At 62.2% G+C, this 23,374-nt stretch carries 10 protein-coding genes and 1 pseudogene; 6 read left to right on the top strand and 5 right to left on the bottom strand.

Annotation, left to right across the window (positions count from 1 at the left end; genetic code table 11):
• Positions 1 to 4 precede the first annotated feature (4 nt).
• Genes atuC through BUE92_RS26380 form a run of 3 tightly spaced genes read right to left on the bottom strand, consistent with a single transcriptional unit; the run spans position 5 to position 4,289 of the window.
• A complete protein-coding gene (gene atuC, locus BUE92_RS26390) occupies positions 5 to 1,621 on the bottom strand; it encodes a geranyl-CoA carboxylase subunit beta (protein WP_073527073.1) in 1,617 nt (538 codons plus the stop codon).
• Positions 1,622 to 1,625: 4 nt separating this feature from the next.
• Entirely contained in the window at positions 1,626 to 2,498 is an 873-nt protein-coding gene (locus BUE92_RS26385) for an SDR family oxidoreductase (RefSeq protein WP_073527072.1), read from the bottom strand.
• Positions 2,499 to 2,510: 12 nt separating this feature from the next.
• Positions 2,511 to 4,289 carry an acyclic terpene utilization AtuA family protein gene (locus BUE92_RS26380; RefSeq protein ID WP_073527071.1) on the bottom strand — a complete coding sequence of 593 codons (1,779 nt, stop codon included), beginning with the start codon at positions 4,287 to 4,289 and terminating at the stop codon, positions 2,511 to 2,513.
• A gap of 150 nt (positions 4,290 to 4,439) precedes the next feature.
• On the opposite strand from BUE92_RS26380, the gene BUE92_RS26375 reads away from it, so the two are divergent.
• Positions 4,440 to 5,063 (top strand): TetR/AcrR family transcriptional regulator, encoded by a 624-nt coding sequence (locus tag BUE92_RS26375; RefSeq protein WP_034126813.1) that lies wholly within the window; start codon positions 4,440 to 4,442, stop codon positions 5,061 to 5,063.
• 92 nt (positions 5,064 to 5,155) lie between these two features.
• The gene (locus tag BUE92_RS26370) at positions 5,156 to 5,944 is read left to right on the top strand and encodes a substrate-binding periplasmic protein (protein WP_073527070.1); all 789 of its coding nucleotides are present in this window, start codon (positions 5,156 to 5,158) and stop codon (positions 5,942 to 5,944) included.
• A 127-nt stretch (positions 5,945 to 6,071) separates the two neighbouring features.
• Here BUE92_RS26370 and BUE92_RS26365 read toward each other — a convergent pair whose 3' ends face one another.
• Positions 6,072 to 6,395, bottom strand: a complete 324-nt coding sequence (locus BUE92_RS26365; RefSeq protein ID WP_073527069.1) for a hypothetical protein — start codon at positions 6,393 to 6,395, stop codon at positions 6,072 to 6,074.
• 397 nt (positions 6,396 to 6,792) lie between these two features.
• On the opposite strand from BUE92_RS26365, the pseudogene BUE92_RS29145 reads away from it, so the two are divergent.
• Positions 6,793 to 7,013 (top strand): annotated as a pseudogene (locus BUE92_RS29145) (amino acid ABC transporter substrate-binding protein); the annotation flags it as partial.
• 222 nt (positions 7,014 to 7,235) lie between these two features.
• Positions 7,236 to 8,450, top strand: coding sequence for a hypothetical protein (locus BUE92_RS26355; protein ID WP_143170036.1), 1,215 nt, complete (start codon positions 7,236 to 7,238; stop codon positions 8,448 to 8,450).
• Between the two features lie 81 nt (positions 8,451 to 8,531).
• On the opposite strand, the gene BUE92_RS26350 is transcribed toward BUE92_RS26355, so the two are convergent.
• Complete coding sequence (locus tag BUE92_RS26350; RefSeq protein ID WP_073527067.1) at positions 8,532 to 9,083, bottom strand: RNA polymerase factor sigma-70; 552 nt, start codon at positions 9,081 to 9,083, stop codon at positions 8,532 to 8,534.
• A 301-nt stretch (positions 9,084 to 9,384) separates the two neighbouring features.
• Between BUE92_RS26350 and BUE92_RS26345 the strand changes: the two genes are divergently transcribed.
• Both BUE92_RS26345 and BUE92_RS26340 read left to right on the top strand, forming a co-directional pair.
• Positions 9,385 to 10,137, top strand: coding sequence for a thioesterase II family protein (locus tag BUE92_RS26345; protein WP_073527066.1), 753 nt, complete (start codon positions 9,385 to 9,387; stop codon positions 10,135 to 10,137).
• Positions 10,138 to 10,188: 51 nt separating this feature from the next.
• On the top strand, positions 10,189 to 23,085 hold the full coding sequence (locus BUE92_RS26340; RefSeq protein WP_073527065.1) for a non-ribosomal peptide synthetase: 12,897 nt from the start codon (positions 10,189 to 10,191) through the stop codon (positions 23,083 to 23,085).
• The last annotated feature ends 289 nt before the right edge of the window (positions 23,086 to 23,374 follow it).

Raw genomic sequence — 23,374 nt, 5'->3', positions numbered from 1 at the left:
CTGATTAGAAACGCGCCACACCAAAGCTGTTCGGTTGCAGTTGCCGCAGTTCGGCTTCGTGACAGATATCCAGCAAAAATCCGAGCAAGGTGCGGGTATCCCGTGGGTCAATCAGCCCGTCGTCCCACAGGTTGGCGCTGCCGTAGAGGGCGGTGGACTGGCTGTCGAGCTTCTGCGCGGTGACCTGTTCGAGCATGTCGAGCACCTTGGGGTCAGGCACCAGGCCGTCCTTGAGTTGCTTGGCCTCGGTGACAATGCGCAGCACCTTGCCCGCTTGTGCACCGCCCATCACCGCGGTGCGGCTGTTGGGCCAGGCGAAGATAAAGCGCGGGTCCAGGCCGCGGCCGCACATTGCGTAGTTGCCGGCACCGTAGGAACCACCGACCACGATGGTGAGTTTAGGCACACGGGCATTGGCCACCGCCTGGATCATCTTCGCGCCGTGCTTGATCACCCCTTGCTGTTCCGACTCGGTGCCCACCATGAAGCCGGTGGTGTTATGCAAGAACAGCAGCGGCGTACGGCTCTGGTCGCACAGCTGGATAAACTGCGCGGCCTTGCTCGCGCCCTTCGGGGTGATGGGGCCGTTATTGCCGATCACCCCCACGGCGCGCCCCTGGATATGCAGATGGGCGCAGACGGTGTGGGGGTCGAACTCGCCCTTGAATTCCAGCAGGTTCGAACCGTCGGCCAGGCGCGCCAGGATCTCGCGCACGTCGTAGGGTTTTTTCGGGTCGTCGGGAATCAGCCCCAACAGCTCTTCAATCGGGTACAGCGGTTCGCGATAGGCGCGTTGTGGCGCGTGCGGCAAGCGGTCATTCCAGGGCAGCAGGCCCACAATTTCACGCACGATGCGCACGCCGTCGGCATCGTCTTGGGCCAAGTACTCAGCGGTGCCGGCGGTTTGCGCGTGCATCTGCGCGCCCCCCAGTTCTTCATCGGTGGCGATTTCGCCGGTGGCGGCCTTGAGCAACGGTGGCCCGGCGAGGAACAGCTTGGCCTTGCCGCGCACCACCACCACGTAATCCGACAGGCCCGGCTGATACGCACCGCCGGCCGTGGCCGAGCCGTGCACCACGGTGATCTGCGGCAAGCCCATGGCCGACATGCGCGCCTGGTTGGCAAAGCTGCGCGCACCTTCAACGAAAATCTCGGCGGCGTAGTTGAGGTTGGCGCCGCCGCTTTCGGCGAGGGTCACCACCGGCAATTTGTTCTCCATGGCGATCTGTTGCAGGCGCAGGGATTTCTTCAGCCCGGAAGGGGAAATGGTGCCGCCCTTGATCGCGCTGTTGTTGGCCACCACCAGCATGCGCACGCCGCTGACATAGCCGATGCCGGCGATCAGCCCACCCCCGGCGGCACTGCCATCTTTGTCGTCGTGGAGTTTGTAGCCGGCCAGGCTGGCCAGCTCCAGGAACGGCGCGCCGGGGTCCAGCAGCAGGCTGAGGCGCTCACGGGGCAGCAATTGGCCGCGCTTGTCGAACTTGGGCTTGGCTTCCTGGGCCTTGGCCAGCAGGTTGTGTTCCAGTTGGCGCAACTGGGCGATGGACGCCAGCATGGCTTCGCGGTTTTGCGCGAACTGTGGGCTGTGGGGATCGATCAGACTTTCAATCATCGGCATGCGGTTATTGCTCCGTCTTGAGCACATCCGGCAGGTAGGCGCGGTGGAATCCATTGAACGGCTCGCTCGGTGCCTGCGCCTGGTGCAGCGGCCATGCGCGGCTGCCCAGGCTGGCGGCGCCGTCGATGCGCAGGGTGGTGCCGCTGATAAAGGCCGCAGCCGGGCTGAGCAGGAAGACGATGGCCGCGCTGACTTCCGACTCGGTGCCGATGCGCTTGAGCGGTACATGCTCACGCAGGGTGGGAATCACCGCCTTGAAGGCGCCTTCGTAGGTGTCCATGCCGCTGGAGGCAATCCAGCCAGGCGCCACGGCGTTGACGCGCACCCCGGCATAGCCCCACTCAAACGCGGCGGTCTTGGTGAAGTTGTCCATGCCGGAGCGCGCCGCGCCGGAGTGGCCCATGCCAGGCATGCCGCCCCACATGTCGGCGAGCATGTTGACGATCGCGCCACCGTGCTTGCTCATCGACTGGTTGAACACTTCCCGCGCCATCAGGAAACCGCCCACCAGGTTGGTGCGCAGTACGGTTTCAAAGCCCTTCTGATTGATCGCGGCCAGTGGCGACGGGTATTGGCCGCCGGCGTTATTCACCAGGCCATGGATGGGGCCGTGGTCGTGCAGAACTTGCGTGACCAGTGCCTTCACCGCTTCTTCATCGCGGATGTCACAGGCCTGCCAATGGGCGACGCCGCCGTCTTGGGTAATTTCCTTGGCTACCTGCTGCAACTTGTCCGGCTTGCGCCCCACCAGGATCACGCGGGCGCCAAGGGCTGCCAGTTCGTGGGCGGTGCAGCGGCCAATGCCACTGCCGCCGCCGGTGACGATCAGGGTTTGCCCCTGGAACAGGTCGGCTTTGAAGATCGAGTCGAAGGCCACGGCAACGGTCCCTTAGGTGAGTTGATCGGCAATGTGCTGGGGTACGGCGATGGGGATTTCCAGCAGTTGCTGGGCGAAGGCTTTGCCTTGGGGGTCGATGCGCAAACTGGCGATGCCGCCGCCGCCCAGGGCGTTTTCCAGCAGGAAGTTGAGGCTGTGGCTGCCGGGCAAGTACCAGCGTTCGACGCGGCCATGGATCGGGTCGAGCACGTGGTCCATCCAGTCGACGATCACCTCCGGGGTCAGGGCTTCGGCGATCCACGGCAGGTAGTCCGGGTGGCGGGCGATCACGCCGATATTGCTGTGGTTGCCCTTGTCACCGGAGCGCGCCACGGCGAGTTTCACCAGCGGCACACTGGCGTCGGCACGGCCCTGGGGCTTGGCCGGCTCGATGGGCGCAGCGGGCGCGAGCAGTGGCGTCAAGACGGGCAGCTCAACGGCATAACGCTGGCCTTGGTACTCGATGGCGACGCTACACCGTGATTTGTCGACCAGGAACGAAAACAGCCGGATCAGCGGATACACCGTCGGCCGCCCGCCAACAATGCCGGTCAGCCCCGGTGCCATGCCGGTGGCCGCCTGGGCGATCTCGCGGGCGAACAGCACCAGCGCCTGCTTGCTCGGGTGCCGCACCGCCAGCTTCACCACCACTTCACGGCAATCCGCACGCCGGGCGTGGGCGCCGTAGGTGGCTTCGCTGCCGAGCAGTTCGATATTGACGTCGGTGTAAGGTGCCCAGCCGCGCTGGCTGAACAGCTGCGAAGTCTTGTTGATGAGCGCCTGGCTGACCCGCTCAGCCTTGGCCACCGCGTCGATGCCAGCGAGCAGGCAACTGGCGGTGCAGCGAAAGCCATCGGGGTAGGTGGCGCTGACCTTGTACTGGTCGGTGGGTGGCAGGCCCTTGGCGCCGTGCAGGCGCACCGCGTGTTTGCCTTGTTGCTGCAGTTTGACCTGGCTGAAATCGCAGATCACATCCGGCAGCATATAGGCGCGCGGGTCACCGATTTCATACAGCAGTTGTTCGGCCACGCTGAGTTCGCTGATCAGCCCGCCGCTGCCTTCGACCTTGTTGACGGTGAACTGGCCGTCGGCGCTGACTTCGACGATAGGGAAGCCGATGTGTTCGTAGTCGGGCACGTCACGCCAGTCGGTGAAGTTACCGCCGGTGCATTGGGCGCCGCATTCGATGATATGCCCGGCCAGGGCGGCCTGGGCCAGGTGATCGTAGTCCTGCCACGACCAGTTGAATTCGTGCACCAGTGCCGCGCTGACCACGGCGCTGTCGACCACCCGGCCGGTGATGACAATATCGGCGCCGAGCCCCAACGCCTGGGCAATGCCCGGTGCGCCGAGGTAGGCATTGGCGGACACGCACAGGGGCGGCAGGGGGGCGCCGTTGAACATATCGGTGACAGGCGACAGGTGTTTGAGTTGAGGGTGCAGGTCATCGCCGAGCAACACGGCGATTTTCAGCGGGATGTGCGCGTTGTCGCAGGCCGCTTGCAGGGCGGCGGCGCAGGCCTGGGGGTTGATACCGCCGGCATTGCTGATCACCCGGATGCCCTGGCGCTGGATATCCGCCAGCAACGGCGTAAGCACCTCGACAAAATCCGTGGCGTAACCGGCCTTGGGGTCTTTCAGGCGGGCACCGGCGAGGATCGACATCGTGACTTCCGCCAGGTAGTCGAACACCAGGTAATCCAAGGCGCCGCCCTGCACCAATTGGGCGGCGGCGGTGCAGGTGTCGCCCCAGAACGCGCTGGCGCAGCCGATACGTACCGTCTTACTCATGAGAAATCCTTCCTCCAAGGGCTGGTGCCGAGACTACCAAGCAAGCGCTTGGTTTGTAAACTCCAGACACAAGTTTTACCCAAGCGCTTGCTTGGGTGGCAGTCACGGCCTAAATTGCCGGCCAAGACGACAGACGTGAAGGAGAGCAGCATGGATGAGCACAAAGCCCTGGGGGTGATGCGCACCATGGTCGATGGTGGCCAATTGACGGACCCCGAGAGCGCCCGCGGCAAGTTGCTGCAAACCGCGGCTCATCTGTTTCGCAACAAGGGGTTCGAGCGCACCACCGTGCGAGATCTGGCCAGCGCCGTGGGCATCCAGTCCGGCAGCATCTTTCATCACTTCAAGAGCAAGGATGAGATATTGCGTGCGGTGATGGAGGAAACCATCCATTACAACACCGCGATGATGCGCGCTTCACTGGAGGAGGCGAGCACGGTGCGCGAACGCGTGCTGGCGCTGATCCGCTGCGAGTTGCAGTCGATCATGGGTGGCAGTGGCGAGGCCATGGCGGTGCTGGTCTACGAATGGCGCTCGCTGTCGGCCGAAGGCCAGGCGCACGTGCTGGCCCTGCGTGACGTGTATGAGCAGATCTGGTTGCAGGTGCTGGGCGAGGCCAAGGCCGCTGGCTACATCCGGGGCGATGTGTTTATCACCCGGCGCTTCCTCACCGGCGCCTTGTCCTGGACCACCACCTGGTTTCGCGCTCAAGGCAGCCTGACCCTTGAAGAGCTGGCCGAAGAGGCCTTGTTGATGGTGCTGAAGTCGGACTGAGGCGCAAGTTATTAATTTGCTGGCGAAAGTTGTCTCCCCCAGTAAAAACGCCTAGCTTATCGGCATTGAACTCTTCAACGGTGTGTGCCTCGATGTTTTCGCCATGGCGGCTGGCTGCAGGACTGACTTTATGGGCACTGGGCACCGCCGCGTGGACGCAGGCCGGTGCCGCGCAGTTGGTGAGAATCGGCGCGGCGCATTTTCCGCCCTACACCGTGCGCCCCGAACAAGGTGCCGACTCCGGTTTGCTGCCGCAATTGGTCGAGGCGTTGAACGCTGCGCAAACCGACTACCAGTTTGTGGTGGTGCCCACCTCGATCCCCCGGCGTTTTCGTGACTTCGAGCAAGGCCGGGTCGACATGGCCATCTTCGAAAACCCGGCCTGGGGTTGGCAGAATATTGCCCATACCAGTGTTGATATGGGGTTGGAAGATGCGGAGATTTTTGTCGCTCAGCGTCAGCCCGGGCGCGACCAGAGTTATTTTTCCGACCTTACCGGCAAGCGCCTGGCGGTATTCAGCGGGTATCACTATGCCTTTGCTGACTTCAATTCCGATCCCAAGAACATGGCCGAGCGTTTCAACGCGACGTTGACCTATTCCCATGACAGTAATCTGCTGATGGTTGCTCGTGGGCGTGCGGATATTGCGCTGGTTACCCGTTCGTACCTGAGTGATTTCATGGTGCGCAACGCGGACATGGCGGGGCAGTTTTTGGTGTCGGAGCGTATTGACCAGGTGTATCACCATTACGCACTTCTACGGCCCAAGGCCCCGATCACCGGGCCGGCGTTTGCCGGGTTGCTCAAGGGGTTGCGTGATAATGGCCAGATGTTGAAGATTTTCGAGCCGTACCGAATCGATGTGATGGCGGGGTATTGAGGGATCTACGATGAGCTACTTAAGGCCCCCCGAAAGCTTCACAAGCCATCAGCCAGTACGACGATAAGGTATCGTTCTACCTGAACAACTGGCTTGAAAAGCTCACTGATCAATTGAGGCGCTACTCTTACCAAGCGGGGGTTGCTTTAAAGAAGTCAACAAAGCAATAGTCGCTAACCGATATTTTAATATAAAACATGTTTTTGTCTTCAGGTTTAGTGAATTTTACCCAATGGTTTAATTTGCCGCCCGCCTCATCAGAACCTAGAAATACCTGTTCATTCAAGAGGGTGTCATCTCTGTCATAAGCGCCAATGGTGGCTTTTTTGTGCAACCAGGTGAGGGCGAACTCTATATCATTAATGTATTGGCCAAAGTGAAATTTCAGATGTTGCGTATGCGCTACGTTATGCTGGTCAATACACAGTGCGAAAACATTCCCAACATGCATGCCAGGAACGTTGCTGTATTTTTTGATTCCAGCTTTTCCAAATCCGTCTAAGAAGTTGATTATTAGTTTTTTCGCAATAATGTCTTCCCCCTTTTTTATTTATTTGGGGGGTAAAGTATCGAAATCTTCGCTGAGATCAGTGTTATCTTTCGTGGTCTTATTTGACATTGTTCAACGCTCCATTCATTGGTTAACGACCAAATTTTGCTCGCGCGGCATTTGGGACTTGGCGAGTAAAACCAAAATCAATTGTGGCGGATACTGTTAGAATTACCGGGTTTTTCAGGTGCCCGACGAGTGGCTCCCAGGCTGAGAGCAGAGCTTACCGTTTGTCTGGGCGATTCGAAGTCGCGATGACAGCAACCTGCTAGGTATGTGGATATCGTGCGGGTCACCCCGCTCGTACCTGAGTGACTTCATGGTGCGCAACGCGGACATGGCGCGGTAATTCCTGGTGTCGGAGCGCATTGACCAGGTGTATCACCATTACGCGCTTCTACGGCCCAAGGCCCGATCACCGGGCCGGCGTTTGCCGGGTTGCTCAAGGGGCTGCGTGATAATGGCCAGATGTTGAAGATTTTCGAGCCGTATCGCATTGATGTGATGCCCAAGCGCTAAGGTTTTCACGCGTTCTGGCGCATCCTGCGCTGTCACTCCTCTCACGCCACACTGCCAGCGTGTTACATCGACGAAGGGGATTCATGCCGCTTCAGGGTGGCTATTACCGTTTGTCGGGATTGTCGAAGTACTGTCAGATCTGACAGTAGATAATCATCTGCGCTCAGCTCAAGCTCTTTGTCTGTTGTCGGATTTAACTTCTCAACAGCGGGAGACAATGACATGAGTTCTACTTCGGTTATTTCAAATAATAGTATTTGCAAATTTAATTCAGAGCCGCCAGCGCCCACAGTACTTGAAGCGATTGGTGGCGTTCAGTTGTATCCCATTCCTGCTGTGGGGGTAAGCCCTTGGAGGTTTACGCTTGAAGTTAAATACCCCGACATGGAGGATGGCCATGAAATCACGGTGACGATCGCTGCGGAAGGCTTGAACGATGTTGTTCTACCTCCCCTGTGGGGTGATAGTGCCAAGGGTTATGTTCACTTTTTCCTCACTGAAGATATTATAGGTCCACGTATCGACTCAGATGTTTATATTACCTACACCGTGACCAGCGGGAAGATAAGTGTGACCTCTTTGACGCTGAAACTTAGGATTCAGCGCCTGCTCGATAAAGATCTACCTCTACCGTTCATGCCCCAGGCCAAAGAGAATGTATTGGATCTCAGGGAAATTCGTGGTCCTGTTCGAGTCACTATGGGCGTTCCGCCCTATGCCGAGGAAGGGATGCTCATATGGGTGGATATTGAAGGTTTGGATGTCGACGGAAAACCGATCCTATATCATCTGATTCAAGGGCGGTCGTTGACAGCTGAGGAAGCGGTTTCGGGAATAACGGAGATTATTGATCGGGACTTCCTACATTTGTTTCAGGACTATTCTGGGCTTACCTATGTCTGTTATCTGAACTATAAGAGGAAGCCTGATAAAAACTCGGCTACGGAGTTGCGTCGTTATATCTATCAGATTCGCCAGATTGAGCAATTGCGTCTTGAAACAGAGGACTTCGAAGCGGCGCCACATCAGTTGATTACGGCCGGCGGCCAAGTAACCGTTAACTCGTTGACGATTGATTTATTGCCGAACTCTAATGGGCAGGCCGGGATTGACGGGTATCAGAATATTCTACCTGGCATGCGCTTTGGGCAATCTATCGCTCTGTGTAGAAATATTCATTCTGATGTTGATCAACAACAGATGAAAATTACGTTTGCCAACCCATTGACCCGTTTGAAGTTCGCGATCACGTGGGTTCACTTTTACCTGCGTTGCGAATTATACGATGAGCAAGGCAAATTGATTGATGATCTGGAGCTGACAGGCTGGTCGAATGTCTGGGCCGATTTCAGTTCCGCGGCGGGGATCAAGACTATGGTTGTGCACGCTCGTGACTATAGTTTTTTGGACTTTTTCAGTATGTGGATCAAACCCTGAAAATAAATGCGTTCGCTGCCTTTCTTTACTCAAAATCTTGAAATCGATCGTTCCCTTGAGGGGGAACGATCAGAGGGATATTCAAATCCGCCGCGCAAACGTATCGCTATGACTGCCCGACACCTTGCGGCAGTGCACCAGCGCATCGCGAATCATGAAGTTCACCAAGGTCGGAGACACCCCAAGCTCCTTGGCAATGTCTTTTTGCGGCACGCCATGCAGGCGGTACATCTCGAACGCGTAACGGGTGCGCTGGGGCAGTTGCGTCAGGGCGTCGGCGATGTTTTCCAGGGTGTTGAAATTGATGTGGGAGGTTTCCGGTGAAGCGCCGTGAATAACCACATTCAAGCCTTCCTCCTCGGTCCCGGAGTATTTGAGCTCCAGGGCCTGCTTGCGGTAATGATCGATCGCCAGGTTGCGCACGATCTGGAACAGATAACTCAGTTGGGCCTTGAACGATGAGGTGATGGTCGGCGCCGACTGCAGCCGGAAGTAGGCGTCCTGCACCACGTCTTCGGCGCGGGAGCGGCACCCGGTGATACGGGCCGCGATCTTCACCAGAATCAGTCGATTGTCGACGAACGCCTGGAGAAGGGGTGAATCGCACCTGCCTGTGGATACTTGTTCCGTCATGGAAATCACCTTGCTGCGAATAGGTTAGGGGAGGGCTTCCCTGCTGAGGCCTCCTACACATCGGGCAACAAATTATGCTTAATGATAATGATTGTCAAATGAGAAGGCGAACTAATCTTATGCCTTGGGCGAAGGTGTGAACCACGTCTCGCTCGCCCCCGGCGACTAATTATTTGCAGGCTCCGTCCGTTCTCATGGGTGACAGGTTCGTTAGTACAACGGCCAAGGATCAGCACCCGCAGGAGGACCAGATGGGTTTTTATCGTGCATTGAGCGTGTTTCAGTTCGGAGTCCTCGCGGGATGAGTACGTCCCTGCGGCTGCGCCTGTTTTGCCTGCCCCACTCAGGCGCCAGCGCCTCGGTCTACGCTCGCTGGCGCCGGGTTCTGCCGGACTGGCTGCAAGTGTGCCCGCTGGAATTGCCGGGACGCGGCATGCGCATGGACGAGCCGTTGCAGCGCGATATCAAGGCCTTGGCCGCGCAGCTTGCTGAAGAAATCAGCCGTGATCTCGATGGCCCCTATGCCTTGTTCGGCCACAGCCTTGGCGGGCTGTTGGCGTTTGAATTGGCTCACGCCTTGAGCGCACGCAATCTGCCTGCGCCCCTGGCGTTGTTCGCGTCCGGCACGGCTGGCCCGGCGCGTCGTGATGTGAGCGAGTACGCCGTCGAAAAAACCGATGCCCAACTCATCGCCCGCCTGCGCGAATTGCAGGGCACCGCCGAAGAAGCCCTGGCCAACCCCGAGCTGATGCAACTGATGTTGCCGATCCTGCGCGCTGATTTCCTGCTGTGCGGCAGTTTCACCTATGGCGAGCGCCAGCCCCTGGCGCTGCCGATCCATGTGTTGGGTGGCAAGCAAGACAGCGTGCGTGCCGACCAGTTGCTCGACTGGCAGCTCGACGCCGCCAGTGGGTTCTCCCTGGACATGTTTGACGGCCACCACTTCTTCCTCGTGCAGCACGAAAGCGCCGTGCTGCGCTGCGTGCGTCGCTATGCCGACGAGCACCTGGCCCGCTGGCGCATTGGCGCGGCGCGGCAACTCGTCGCCGGCTGAACCCCACCGACTTCCCGAATTCCCCGTAAGCCGATTTCAGGCAGGAACCCCATGATGGACGCCTTCGAACTCCCCCGTACCCTGGTCCAGTCCCTTCAACAGCGTGCTGCGCAGACGCCGGACCAGGTGGCGTTGCGCTTCCTCGCCGAGAGCGCCGAGCACAGTGTGGTGCTCAGTTATCGCGACCTCGACCAACGCGCCCGCACCATCGCCGCCGCCTTGCAAGCCAACGCTGGCCTGGGCGAGCGTGCGGTGTTGCTGTTCCCGAGTGGCCCGGACTATGTGGCGGCGTTCTTTGGTTGCCTGTACGCCGGGGTGATCGCGGTGCCGGCGTATCCGCCGGAATCCACGCGCCGTCATCACCAGGAGCGTCTGCTGTCGATCATCAGCGATGCCGAGCCGCGGCTGCTGTTGACCATTGCCAGCCTCAGCGAGGGCCTGGCGCAGATTGAAAACGCACCGCCGGTGTTGAGCGTGGATACCCTGGATGCGCAGCAGGCCGACCAGTGGGTCGCGCCCGACCTCAAGGCCGACGATATTGCGTTCCTGCAATACACCTCCGGCTCCACCGCGTTGCCCAAGGGCGTGCAAGTCAGCCACGGCAACCTGGTGGCCAACGAAGTGCTGATCCGCCGTGGTTTTGGCATCGACCTCAACCCCGATGACGTGATCGTCAGCTGGTTGCCGCTGTACCACGACATGGGCCTGATCGGCGGCCTGCTGCAACCGATCTTCAGCGGCGTGCCCTGCGTGTTGATGTCGCCGGCCTACTTCCTCGGCCGGCCCTTGCGCTGGCTGGAGGCGATCAGCGAATACGGCGGTACCATCAGCGGTGGCCCGGACTTCGCCTACCGCCTGTGCAGCGAACGGGTCAGTGAGTCGGCCCTGGAGCGCCTGGATTTGAGCCGCTGGCGCGTGGCCTATTCGGGTTCCGAGCCGATCCGCCTCGACACCCTGGAACGCTTCGCGGAAAAATTCGCCGCCTGTGGTTTCACCCCGAATAATTTCTTCGCCTCCTACGGCCTGGCCGAAGCCACCCTGTTTGTCGCCGGCGGCACCCGTGGCCATGGCATTCCCGCCCTGCGCCTGGACGAACAGGCGCTGGCCGCCAACCGCGCCGAACCGGGGCAGGGCCCTGCGATCATGAGTTGCGGCACCAGCCAGCCGGACCACGCCGTGCTGATCGCCGACCCGCACACGCTCACCGAGCTGCCCGACCAGTGCGTCGGTGAACTCTGGGCCACGGGCCCGAGCATCGCCCACGGCTACTGGCGCAACCCCGAAGCCAGCGCCAAGACCTTCGTCCAGCACGCTGGCCGTACCTGGTTGCGCACCGGTGACCTGGGCTTTATCCGCGACGGTGAGGTGTACATCACCGGGCGCCTGAAAGACCTGCTGATCGTGCGCGGCCATAACCTCTACCCCCAGGACATCGAACAGACCATCGAGCGCGAAGTGGAGGTGGTACGCAAGGGCCGGGTCGCCGCGTTTGCGGTCAATGACCAGGGCCTGGAAGGCATCGGCATCGCGGCGGAAATCAGCCGCAGCGTGCAAAAAATCCTGCCGCCCGAAGCGCTGATCAAGGCGATCCGCCAAGCGGTGGCCGAGGCCTGCCAGCAAGCCCCGAGCGTGGTGGTGCTGCTCAACCCAGGCGCCTTGCCGAAGACCTCCAGCGGTAAAGTGCAGCGTGCCGCCTGTGCGATTCGGCATGCCGATGGCAGCCTCGACAGCTACGCGCAGTTCCCTGGGCAGCCGGGGCAGGCGAGCGAAGTGGCGCTGGAATCGGACCTGCAACAGCAGATCGCGGCGATCTGGTGCGAGCAACTGCAAGTGGCTCATGTGGCGGGCGACGATCACTTTTTCCTGCTGGGGGGCAACTCCATCACCGCGACCCAAGTGGTCGCCCGCCTGCGCGAAAGCCTGGGGCTGGAGCTGAACCTGCGCCTGCTGTTCGAAGCGCCGACCCTCGCCGCCTTCGCCACGGCCGTCGCGCAGCTGCAACAGGATGGCGGCGTTGCCCAAGGCGCAATCCACGTGCTGTCACGTCAAGAAGACCTGCCTCAATCCCTGGCACAGAACCGCCTGTGGATCACCTGGCAATTGGACCCCCACAGCAGCGCCTACACCATTCCCGGCGCCTTGCACCTGCGCGGCGAGCTGGATGAAGACGCACTGCGCCACAGCTTCCAGCAACTGATCCAGCGTCATGAAGCCTTGCGCACGCGCTTCTACGAGCGCGACGGCCAGGCGTTCCAGCGTGTCGAGGCTACGGCGGATTTCGAACTGCCGGTCATCGACCTCAGTGACTTGCCCAACACCGAACGCGAAGCCCGTGCGCAACAGGTCCGCGAAGACCAGGCGCGCAGCCCGTTCAACCTGGAAAAAGGCCCGTTGCTGCGGGTCAACCTGGTGCGCCTGGACGATGAAGAGCACCAGCTATTGGTGACCTTGCACCACATCATTGCCGACGGTTGGTCGCTGAATATCCTGATCGACGAGTTCTCGCGCTTGTACGCCGCTGCCGCCCAAGGCCAGCCCCTGGAGCTGCCGCCGTTGGCCTTGCAGTACGCCGACTACGGCAGCTGGCAGCGCCAATGGCTGGCCGAAGGCGAGGGCCAGCGACAGCTGACGTACTGGAAAGCGCAGTTGGGTGACGAGCATCCAGCCCTGAACCTGGCCACCGATCACCCGCGTGCCGCCCAGCATCGGCACAGCGCCTCGCGCCATAGCCAGCGCCTGGATGCGCGCCTCAGTGCGGCGATCCGCCAGACCGCCCAGGCCCATGAAACGACGCCGTTCATGCTGTTGCTGGCGACGTTCCAGACCTTGCTCTATCGCTACAGCGGCCAGCGCGACATCCGTATCGGCGTGCCCAATGCCAACCGCCCGCGCCAGGAAACCCAGGGCCTGATCGGCTTCTTTATCAACACCCTGGTGCTGCGCGCCGAGCTGGACGGGCGCCTGCCGTTCAACCAGCTGTTGGCCGCCACTCGCGAGACCACATTGGCCGCCCAGGCCCATCAGGACCTGCCCTTTGAGCAACTGCTGGAAGCCTTCCCCCAGGCCCGCGAACAGGGCCTGTTCCAGGTCATGTTCAACCACCAGCAACGTGACCTCAGTGCCTTGCGCCGCCTGCCGGGCCTGCTGGCCGATGAGTTGCCCTGGCACAGCCGCGAAGCCAAGTTCGACCTGCAACTGCACAGCGAAGAAGACCGCAATGGGCGCTTGAGCCTGTCGTTCGACTACGCCGACGAGCTGTTCGATTGCGCGACCATCCAGCGCCTGGCCGAGCATTTCATTCACCTGCTGCACGCGGTGTGCGCGCAACCGCAACACGCTATCGGTGACCTGCCGTTGATGCAGGCCGACGAACAGCAGGCCTGGAGTGAAGCACCCTGCGCGCCGGCTCGACGCTGGCTGCCCGACCTGCTCAGCCAACAAACGTCGGACGCCACCGCACTGGTCTGGCAGGACGGCAGCCTGACCTTTGCCCAACTGCACACCCAGGCTAACCGCCTGGCCCATTACCTGCGCGACAAAGGCGTCGGCCCGGACGTGTGCGTGGCCATCGCCGCCGAGCGTTCGCCGCAACTGCTGATCGGCCTGCTCGCCATCATCAAGGCCGGTGGCGCCTACGTGCCGCTGGACCCGGATTACCCCGCCGAGCGCCTGGCCTACATGCTCAAGGACAGCGGCGTGCAACTGTTGCTCACCCAGACCGCCTTGCTCCCCCACCTGCCCAGCGCCGAAGGCGTGTGCGTGATTGCCATGGACAGCCTGCACCTCGACAGCTGGCCCACCCAGGCGCCAGGCTTGCACCTGCACGGCGATAATCTTGCCTACGTGATCTACACCTCCGGTTCCACCGGCCAACCCAAAGGCGTGGGCAACACCCACGGCGCCCTTGCCGAGCGTTTGCAATGGATGCAGGCCACCTATCAACTGAATGAAACCGATGTGCTGATGCAAAAGGCGCCGATCAGTTTCGACGTGTCGGTGTGGGAATGCTTCTGGCCGTTGATTACCGGCTGCCGCCTGGTATTGGCCGGGCCGGGCGAACATCGCGACCCACACCGTATCGCGCAGCTTGTGCGGGAGCATGGGGTGACCACGCTGCACTTCGTGCCGCCGCTGCTGCAGCTGTTTATCGACGAGCCGCTGGTGGCCGAATGCACCAGCCTGCGTCGTGTGTTCTCCGGCGGCGAAGCCTTGCCCGCCGAGCTGCGTAACCGCGTACTGGCGCGCTTGCCAGCGGTGCAATTGCACAACCGCTATGGCCCGACCGAGACCGCGATCAACGTCACCCACTGGCAGTGCGCTGCCTCGGATGGCGAGCGCTCGCCGATTGGCCGGCCATTGGGCAATGTGATCTGCCGCGTACTGGACGAGCAGCTCAACCCGCTGCCGACCGGTGTGCCGGGCGAATTGTGCATCGGCGGTATCGGCCTGGCGCGGGGTTACCTGGGCCGTGCCGGGCTGACGGCCGAACGGTTTGTCGCCGACCCCCTGGGCGCGGCGGGCACCCGCTTGTATCGCACCGGTGACCGTGCGCGCTGGAATGCCGATGGCGTGCTCGAATACCTCGGGCGCCTCGATCAGCAGGTCAAGCTGCGAGGTTTCCGGGTGGAGCCGGAAGAAATCGAAGCGCGCCTGCTGGCCCTGGGCGGCATCGCCCAGGCCGTGGTGCTGGTGCGTGATGCACAGTTGATCGGCTACTACACCGCCGACACCGAACTGGATGAGCAAAGGGTCAAAATCGCCCTGGCCGCCGAGTTGCCGGAGTACATGGTGCCCGCGCTGCTGATGCGCCTGGACGCCATGCCCCTGAGCCCCAGCGGCAAGCTCGACCGGCGTGCCTTGCCAGAGCCGGTATGGCAAACCCGCGAACACGTCGAACCGCACACACCTTTGCAACTGCAAATCGCCGCGATCTGGCGCGAGGTGCTTGGCCTGCCACGCATCGGCCTGCGCGATGATTTTTTCGCACTCGGCGGGCACTCGTTGCTGGCCACGCAAATCATCTCCCGCACCCGCCAGGCCTGTGACGTCGAACTGCCCCTGCGCACCCTGTTCGAAGCCAGCGAGCTGGGCGATTTTGCCCAGCAGGTCGGGCTGATCCAGGCGGCGGGCCAGCGCAACCAACAGACTGCCATCGCCAAGGCCGACCGCAGCCAGCCGGTACCCTTGTCCTATTCCCAGCAGCGCATGTGGTTCCTCTGGCAGATGGAACCGGACAGCCCGGCCTATAACGTTGGCGGTATGGCGCGCCTGCGCGGGGTGCTGGATGTGGGGCGTTTCGAGGCGGCCTTGCAAGCCTTGATCATGCGTCATGAAACCCTGCGCACCACTTTCCCAAGCGTTGACGGTGTGGCCTGTCAGAAGGTCTCGTCGCAAACCAATGTGCGCATGGGCTGGCAGGATTTCTCCGTGCTGGATGAGCCGCAGCGCCAGCAGCGTTTGCAGCAACTGGCCGATGTCGAGGCGCACACGCCGTTCAACCTGGAAACCGGGCCGCTGTTGCGCGCCTGCCTGGTCAAGGCCGGCGAGCAGGAACATTACCTGGTGCTGACCCTGCACCATATCGTCACAGAAGGCTGGGCCATGGACATCTTTGCCCGTGAACTCAGCGCCTTGTACGAAGCCTTTATCGACGAGCGCGACTCACCGCTGCCAGCGTTGCCGGTGCAGTACCTTGACTACAGCGTATGGCAACGCCAGTGGATGGAAGCCGGTGAGCGCCAGCGTCAGCTGGACTACTGGACCGCCCAACTGGGCAACGAACACCCATTGCTGGAACTGCCCGGCGACCGTCCGCGGCCACCGGTGCAAAGCCACCGGGGCGAGCTGTACCGGTTTGATTTGAGCGATGAGCTGGCCGCCCGCGTGCGTGGCTTCAACGCCCAACACGGCCTCACGCTGTTCATGACCATGACCGCGACCCTGGCGGTGTTGCTCTACCGCTACAGCGGCCAGACCGACCTGCGCATTGGCGCGCCAGTGGCCAACCGTATCCGTCCGGAAAGCGAAGGCTTGATTGGCGCGTTCCTCAATACCCAGGTGCTGCGTTGCCAGCTCAATGGGCAGATGCGGGTCAGCGAGTTGTTCGAGCAGGTGCGTCATACCGTGATCGAGGGCCAGTCCCACCAGGACCTGCCGTTCGACCACTTGGTGGAAGCCCTGCAACCGCCGCGCAGCGCGGCGTACAACCCGTTGTTCCAGGTGATGTGCAACGTGCAGCGCTGGGAATTCCAGCAAAGCCGCCAACTGGCTGGCATGACCGTGGAGTACATGGCCAACGATGCGCGGGCGACCAAGTTCGACCTCAACCTGGAAGTCACCGACCTCGACCATCGCCTGGGTTGCTGCCTGACCTACAGCACCGACCTGTTCGACGAGCCACGCATTGCGCGCATGGCCGAGCATTGGCGCAACCTGCTCGAAGCGTTGGTCGCCGATCCCGGCCAGCGTCTGAGCGAATTGCCGTTGCTGAGCGCGGATGAGCAACGCGCCTTGCAAGACAGCCTGGGGGTGGAGAAGGGCGAGCATCGCCTCGACCAGTGCATCCATCAACTGTTCAGCCAGCAGGCGAGCCAGCGGCCGGATGCCCCGGCGCTGACCTTTGCCGGTGTGACCCTCACTTATGCGCAACTGGATGAGCGCGCCAACCGCCTGGCCTGGATGCTGCGCGAGCGTGGCGTGGGCCCGCAGGTGCGCGTGGGCCTGGCGCTGCCGCGTTCGCTGGAAATGGTCGTCGGTTTGCTGGCGATCCTCAAGGCCGGCGGTGCCTATGTGCCGCTGGACCCGGAATACCCGCTGGACCGTCTGCACTACATGATCGAAGACAGTGACATCGGCCTGCTGCTCAGTGATGCGGCCCTGTTCGAAGCCCTTGGTGAATTGCCGGCGACGGTGGCGTGCTGGTGCCTGGAGGATGACTCGCCGGTGCTGGCCAATTACCCCACCGAGACGCTGCCGTTCGTGAGTCTGGCGCAACACCAGGCGTACCTCATCTACACCTCGGGTTCCACGGGCAAGCCCAAGGGCGTGGTGGTGTCCCACGGTGAGATCGCCATGCATTGCCAGGCAGTGATCGAGCGGTTCGACATGCGCCCGGATGACTGCGAGCTGCACTTTTACTCGATCAACTTCGACGCCGCCACCGAGCGTTTGCTGGTGCCGCTGCTGTGCGGGGCGCGGGTGGTATTGCGCGCCCAGGGCCAGTGGGATGCGGAGGAAATCTGCGCGCTGATCCGTACCCATCGCATCAATGTGCTCGGTTTCACCCCCAGCTACGGCAGCCAGTTGGCGCAGTGGCTGGCGACCCAGCAACAGACGCTGCCGGTGCGTATGTGCATCACCGGTGGCGAAGCCTTGACCGGCGAACACCTGCAACGCATCCGCGCAGCGTTCACGCCCCAGCTGTTCTTCAACGCCTACGGCCCCACCGAAACCGTGGTGATGCCCCTGGCCAGCCTGGCGCCCGAGCAGTTGGAGGAGGGCGCAGGCAGCGTACCGATCGGCAGCATCGTCGGCGAGCGCGTGGCTTACATTCTCGACGCCGACCTGGCGCTGGTGCCGCAGGGCGCCAGCGGTGAGCTGTACATCGGTGGCGCCGGCCTGGCCCTGGGTTATCACCAGCGGCCGGGGATGACGGCGGAGCGTTTTGTCATAGACCCGTTTGCTGGCAAGGGCGGGCGCCTGTACCGCACCGGCGACCTGGTACGCCAACGCGCCGATGGCCTGGTGGAGTACCTGGGGCGCATCGACCATCAGGTGAAGGTCCGCGGCTTTCGCATCGAGCTGGGCGAAATCGAAACGCGCTTGCTCGAACACGAGGCCGTGCGCGAAGCGGTGGTGCTGGCACTGGATGCGCCGAGCGGCAAGCAGCTGGTGGCGTACCTGGTCAGCGATGCCGAGCACGCCGTCTTGCGCGACGCGTTGAAGGCGCACCTCAAGGCGCAGCTACCGGACTACATGGTGCCCACGCATCTGATCGTGCTGCAGAGCATGCCGCTGACCGCCAACGGCAAGCTCGACCGCCGCGCCTTGCCGGAGCCGGACCCGGAGGCCAATCGCCAAGCCTACGTGGCGCCGCGCAGCGAGCTGGAACACAGCCTGGCTGCCATCTGGTGCGCGGTGCTGAACGTAGAGCAAGTGGGCCTCGACGATAACTTCTTTGAACTGGGCGGCGACTCGATCCTGTCGATCCAGGTGGTGAGCCGTGCGCGCCAGGCCGGGATTCATTTCAGCCCCCGTGACCTGTTCCAGCACCAGACGGTACAGAGTCTGGCTGCCGTGGCGACCCGCTCGGAGCACATCACCGCCGAGCAAGGTTTGCTGACCGGCCCCTCGGGCCTCACGCCGATCCAGCACTGGTTCTTCGACACCGACATCCCGGCGCGCCAGCACTGGAACCAGGCATTGGTGCTCAAGCCACTGCAACTGCTCGACGCCCATCGCCTGGAGCAAGCGCTGCTGGCGGTGCTGGAACACCACGACGCGCTGCGCTTGAGCTTTACGCCGCGTGGCGCGCAATGGCATGCCGAACACCTGGGCGTGCCGGAAGGCGGCGTGCTGCTGCAGGCTCAGGTGCGCGACATGCAGGCATGCACGGCGTTATTCACCGATACCCAGCGCAGCCTCGACCTGGCACAGGGGCCGCTGTTGCGTGCCTTGCTGGTGGACGGGCCGCAAGGCCAGCAACGCTTGCTGATCGCCATCCATCACCTGGTGGTGGACGGTGTGTCGTGGCGCGTGTTGCTGGAAGACCTGCAAAACGTTTATCGCCAACTGAGTGAAGGCCAGTCCGTCAGCCTGCCGGCCAAGACCAGCGCGCTGCGTGATTGGGCTGCGCGCTTGCAAGCCTATGCCCACAGTGAATCCCTGCGCGAAGAGTTGAGCCTGTGGCAAGCGCAATTGGCTGGCCCCGCCGTGGCCTTGCCAGTACAGCGTCCCCAAGGTGCACGGCGCAATAGCGATGCCGAAACGGTCAGCGTGCGCCTGGATGCCGAGCGCACCCGGCAGTTGCTGCAACAGGCGCCGAGTGCCTATCGCACCCAGGTCAACGACCTGCTGCTGACCGCCCTGGCCCGCGTGCTGTGCCGCTGGAGCGGGCAGGCCTCGGCACTGATCCAACTGGAAGGCCATGGCCGCGAAACCTTGTTCGACGACATCGACCTGACCCGCAGCGTGGGCTGGTTCACCAGTGCCTATCCGTTGCGCCTGACGCCGCAGGCCGAGCAAGGCGACTCGATCAAGGCGATCAAGGAGCAACTGCGTGGCGTGCCCCATAAAGGTTTGGGTTATGGCGTGCTGCGTTACCTGGCCGATGACCTGTGCAAGCAGAGCATGGCCGCATTGCCGAGCGCGCAGGTCACCTTCAACTACCTGGGCCAGTTCGACCAGAGCTTTGGCACTGATGCGCTGTTCCATCCGCTGGAGGAATCCGCCGGCCTGGCCCATGACCCGGATGCGTCGTTGCCCAATGAACTGAGCATCGACAGCCAGGTGTATGGCGGTGAACTGGTGCTGCGTTGGACCTTCAGCCGCGAGCGCCACGATCAACAGTGCATTCGCGAGTTAGCCGAGGCTTACCTGGCCGAATTGCACAGCCTTATCGCCCATTGCCTGCAGGACGATGCCGGCGGCCTCACGCCGTCCGACTTCCCCCTGGCGCGCCTGACCCAGGTGCAACTGGACGCCTTGCCGGTACCGGCCAGCGCCATCGAAGACGTCTACCCGCTGACCCCGATGCAGGAGGGCTTGCTGCTGCACACCCTGCTGGAGCCCGGCACGGGCCTGTATTACATGCAGGACCGCTACCGCATCAACAGCGCCCTGGACCCGGAGCGTTTTGCCCAGGCCTGGCAAGCGGTGATCGCCCGTCACGAAGCCTTGCGCGCCTCGTTCTGCTGGAACGTCGGCGAAGACATGCTGCAAGTGATCCACAAGCCCGGCAACACGCCGGTTGAATACCTGGACTGGAGCGCCGACCCGCAGGATGAGCAGGAGCCGCGCCTGCAAGCGTTGCTCAAGGCCGAGCGCGAAGCCGGTTTTGACCTGCTCAACCAGGCGCCTTTCCACTTGCGCCTGATTCGCGTGGGCGAGGCGCGCTACTGGTTCATGATGAGCAACCACCACATCCTGATCGATGCCTGGTGCCGTTCGCTGCTGATGAATGACTTCTTCGATATCTACACAGCCCTGGGCGAAGGCCGCGATGCGCAATTGGCGACGCCACCGCGCTATCGCGACTACATTGCCTGGCTGCAGCGCCAGGACCTCAACGAGGCGCGCCAGTGGTGGCAGCAAAACTTGCAAGGCTTCGAGCGCGCCACGCCGATCCCCAGCGACCGCCCGTTCCTGCGCGAACACGCCGGTGGCAGCGGCGGCATGGTGGTGGGCGACTGCTACACCCGTCTGGATGCCCGCGACGGTGCGCAGCTGCGCGAACTGGCCCAGGCGCATCAGCTCACCGTCAACACCTTCGCCCAGGCGGCGTGGGCCCTGGTGCTGCGGCGTTTGAGTGGCGATCGCGACGTGCTGTTCGGCGTCACCGTGGCCGGGCGCCCGGTGGACATGCCCGAGATGCAACGCACCGTGGGGCTGTTTATCAACAGTATCGCGCTGCGGGTGAAACTGCCCGATGACGGCCAGACGTGCAGCGTGCGCCAGTGGTTGAGCGCCTTGCTCGACAGCAATATGCAACTGCGCGAGTACGAATACCTGCCGTTGGTGACCATCCAGGAGCACAGCGAATTGCCCAAGGGCCAGCCGCTGTTCGACAGCCTGTTCGTGTTTGAGAACGCGCCGGTGGAAGTCTCGGTGCTGGACCGTGCGCAAAGCCTGAACGCCACCTCGGATTCCGGGCGTACCCACACCAACTTCCCGCTGACGGCCGTGTGCTATCCCGGCGATGACCTCGGCTTGCACCTGTCCTACGACCAGCGTTATTTCGACGAAAGCACCGTGCAAGGCATGCTCGCTGAGTTCAAGCGCCTGTTGCTGGCGCTGGTGCAGGGCTTCCACGGTGACATGGCCGAGCTGCCGCTGATTGGCGAGCAGGAGCGCGAGTTCCTGGTGGCGGGCTGTAATCAGAGTGAGCAAGCCTATCCGCTGGAGACGAGCTACATCGAGCTGTTCGAGGCCCAGGTGGCAGGGCATCCGCAGCGCATCGCCGCCAGTTGCCTGGACCAGCAATGGAGCTACGACGAATTGAACCGTCGCAGTAACGGCCTGGGCCACGCGTTGATTGCGGCCGGTGTGAGCCTGGACCAGCCGGTGGCGTTGCTGGCTGAACGTGGGTTGGACTTGCTCGGCATGATCATCGGCAGCTTCAAGGCCGGTGCCGGTTACCTGCCGCTGGACCCAGGGCTGCCCGGCCCGCGCCTGAGCCGCATCATCGACCTGAGCCGCACGCCGCTGCTGGTGTGTACCGAGGCGTGCCGCGAGCAGGCCATCGAATTGCTGCAAGGGGTTGATTGCCAACTGCTGGTGTGGGAGGAAGTGCCCGCCCGTGGCGAAAACCCAGGTATCTACAGCGGCCCGGACAATCTTGCCTACGTGATCTACACATCGGGTTCCACCGGCTTGCCCAAGGGCGTGATGGTCGAACAGCGTGGCATGCTCAATAACCAGTTGAGCAAAGTGCCGTACCTGGACCTGAGCGATGCCGATGTGATTGCCCAGACCGCGTCGCAAAGCTTCGATATTTCTGTGTGGCAGTTCCTCGCCGCGCCGCTGTTTGGCGCACGGGTGGACATTGTGCCCAATACTATCGCCCATGATCCGCAAGGGTTGCTCGCCCACGTTCAAGCACAGGGCATCACCGTGCTGGAGAGTGTGCCGCCGCTGATCCAGGGCATGCTGGCCCAGGAGCGTATCAGCCTCGAGGGCCTGCGCTGGATGCTGCCGACCGGGGAGGCCATGCCACCTGAGCTGGCCCATCAGTGGCTGCTGCGTTACCCGCAGATTGGTCTGGTGAATGCCTACGGCCCGGCGGAATGCTCAGATGATGTGGCGTTCTTCCGCGTCGATCTGGCCTCGACCCGTGGTACTTACCTGCCGATTGGTACGCCGACCGACAACAACCGCTTGTACCTGCTGGATGGCGCTTTAGAGCTGGTGGCTCAAGGGGCGGTGGGCGAGTTGTGCGTCGCCGGCACCGGTGTCGGTCGTGGCTATGTCAGCGATCCGCTGCGCACCGCCCAAGTGTTTGTACCCAACCCCTTTGGCGCGCCTGGTGAGCGGCTCTACCGTACCGGCGACCTGGCACGGCGTCGCAGCGATGGCGTGCTGGAGTATGTCGGGCGTATCGACCACCAGGTGAAAATTCGCGGCTACCGCATCGAACTGGGTGAAATCGAAGCGCGCCTGCATGAACAACCACATGTGCGTGACGCGGCGGTGGGTGTGCAAGAGGGCATCAACGGCAAGCATCTGGTCGGCTACCTGGTGGCGGCCGATGCCACGCTCGACCCGAGCGAACAGCTGGAGCGCATCAAGCAACGCCTGCGTGCCGAACTGCCTGAATACATGGTGCCGCTGCATTGGCTATGGCTTGAACGCCTGCCCCTGAATGCCAACGGCAAACTCGACCGCAAGGCCCTGCCGGTCCTGGAGATCGGTCAGTTGCACAATCAGGACTATGTGGCGCCGCGCACTGAACTGGAAACCACGTTGGCGGGTATCTGGGCCGAGGTGCTGAAGGTCGAACGGGTCGGGGTGCAGGACAATTTCTTCGAACTGGGCGGGCACTCGCTGCTGGCCACGCAGATTGCTTCGCGGGTGCAGAAGACGCTGCAGCGCGATGTGCCGTTGCGGGCGATGTTCGAGTGCAGCACGGTGGCGGAGTTGGCCGAGTATATCGAGGGGGTGGTGGGCAACGAGATCAGTGCCGAGAAGGTGGATCGGTTGAGTGATTTGATGGCGGAGTTGGAGGGGCTTTAATCTTCGTTGTCTGTAAGGGCCCTATCGCAGCATAGGTATCTACACAACTTCGGCGCGACGCTGGACCTGTGGCGAGGGAGCTTGCTCCCGTGACGGCCTGGCAGCCGACGCTGATCGAGCTGACGCACCGCGATCCAAATGTGGGAGCTGGCTTGCCTGCGAAGGCGGCCTGAAAGCCGACCAGGATCTCGGATCAGACCGCGTACATATCCGTTCCTGCGGTAATGGCTGCTATTGGTTCCGCTTTTACAGCGGGTCACTTTTGAAAAGAGCCGGAATGCCGGCCCAG

The sequence above is a fragment of the Pseudomonas fluorescens genome, assembly GCF_001902145.1.
Taxonomy (GTDB): Bacteria; Pseudomonadota; Gammaproteobacteria; order Pseudomonadales; family Pseudomonadaceae; genus Aquipseudomonas; species Aquipseudomonas fluorescens_BV.
This window is presented reverse-complemented; position numbering and strand designations above follow the sequence as displayed.

Bases quoted from the DNA above. Each gene is read 5' to 3' on its own strand.
- atuC (WP_073527073.1), bottom strand. From the start codon at position 1,621: ATGCCGATGATTGAAAGTCTGATCGATCCCCACAGCCCACAGTTCGCG.
- BUE92_RS26370 (WP_073527070.1), top strand. From the start codon at position 5,156: ATGTTTTCGCCATGGCGGCTGGCTGCAGGACTGACTTTATGGGCACTG.
- BUE92_RS26365 (WP_073527069.1), bottom strand. From the start codon at position 6,395: ATGCATGTTGGGAATGTTTTCGCACTGTGTATTGACCAGCATAACGTA.
- BUE92_RS26350 (WP_073527067.1), bottom strand. From the start codon at position 9,083: ATGACGGAACAAGTATCCACAGGCAGGTGCGATTCACCCCTTCTCCAG.
- BUE92_RS26340 (WP_073527065.1), top strand. From the start codon at position 10,189: ATGATGGACGCCTTCGAACTCCCCCGTACCCTGGTCCAGTCCCTTCAA.
- BUE92_RS26375 (WP_034126813.1), top strand. From the start codon at position 4,440: ATGGATGAGCACAAAGCCCTGGGGGTGATGCGCACCATGGTCGATGGT.
- BUE92_RS26380 (WP_073527071.1), bottom strand. From the start codon at position 4,289: ATGAGTAAGACGGTACGTATCGGCTGCGCCAGCGCGTTCTGGGGCGAC.
- BUE92_RS26355 (WP_143170036.1), top strand. From the start codon at position 7,236: ATGAGTTCTACTTCGGTTATTTCAAATAATAGTATTTGCAAATTTAAT.
- BUE92_RS26345 (WP_073527066.1), top strand. From the start codon at position 9,385: ATGAGTACGTCCCTGCGGCTGCGCCTGTTTTGCCTGCCCCACTCAGGC.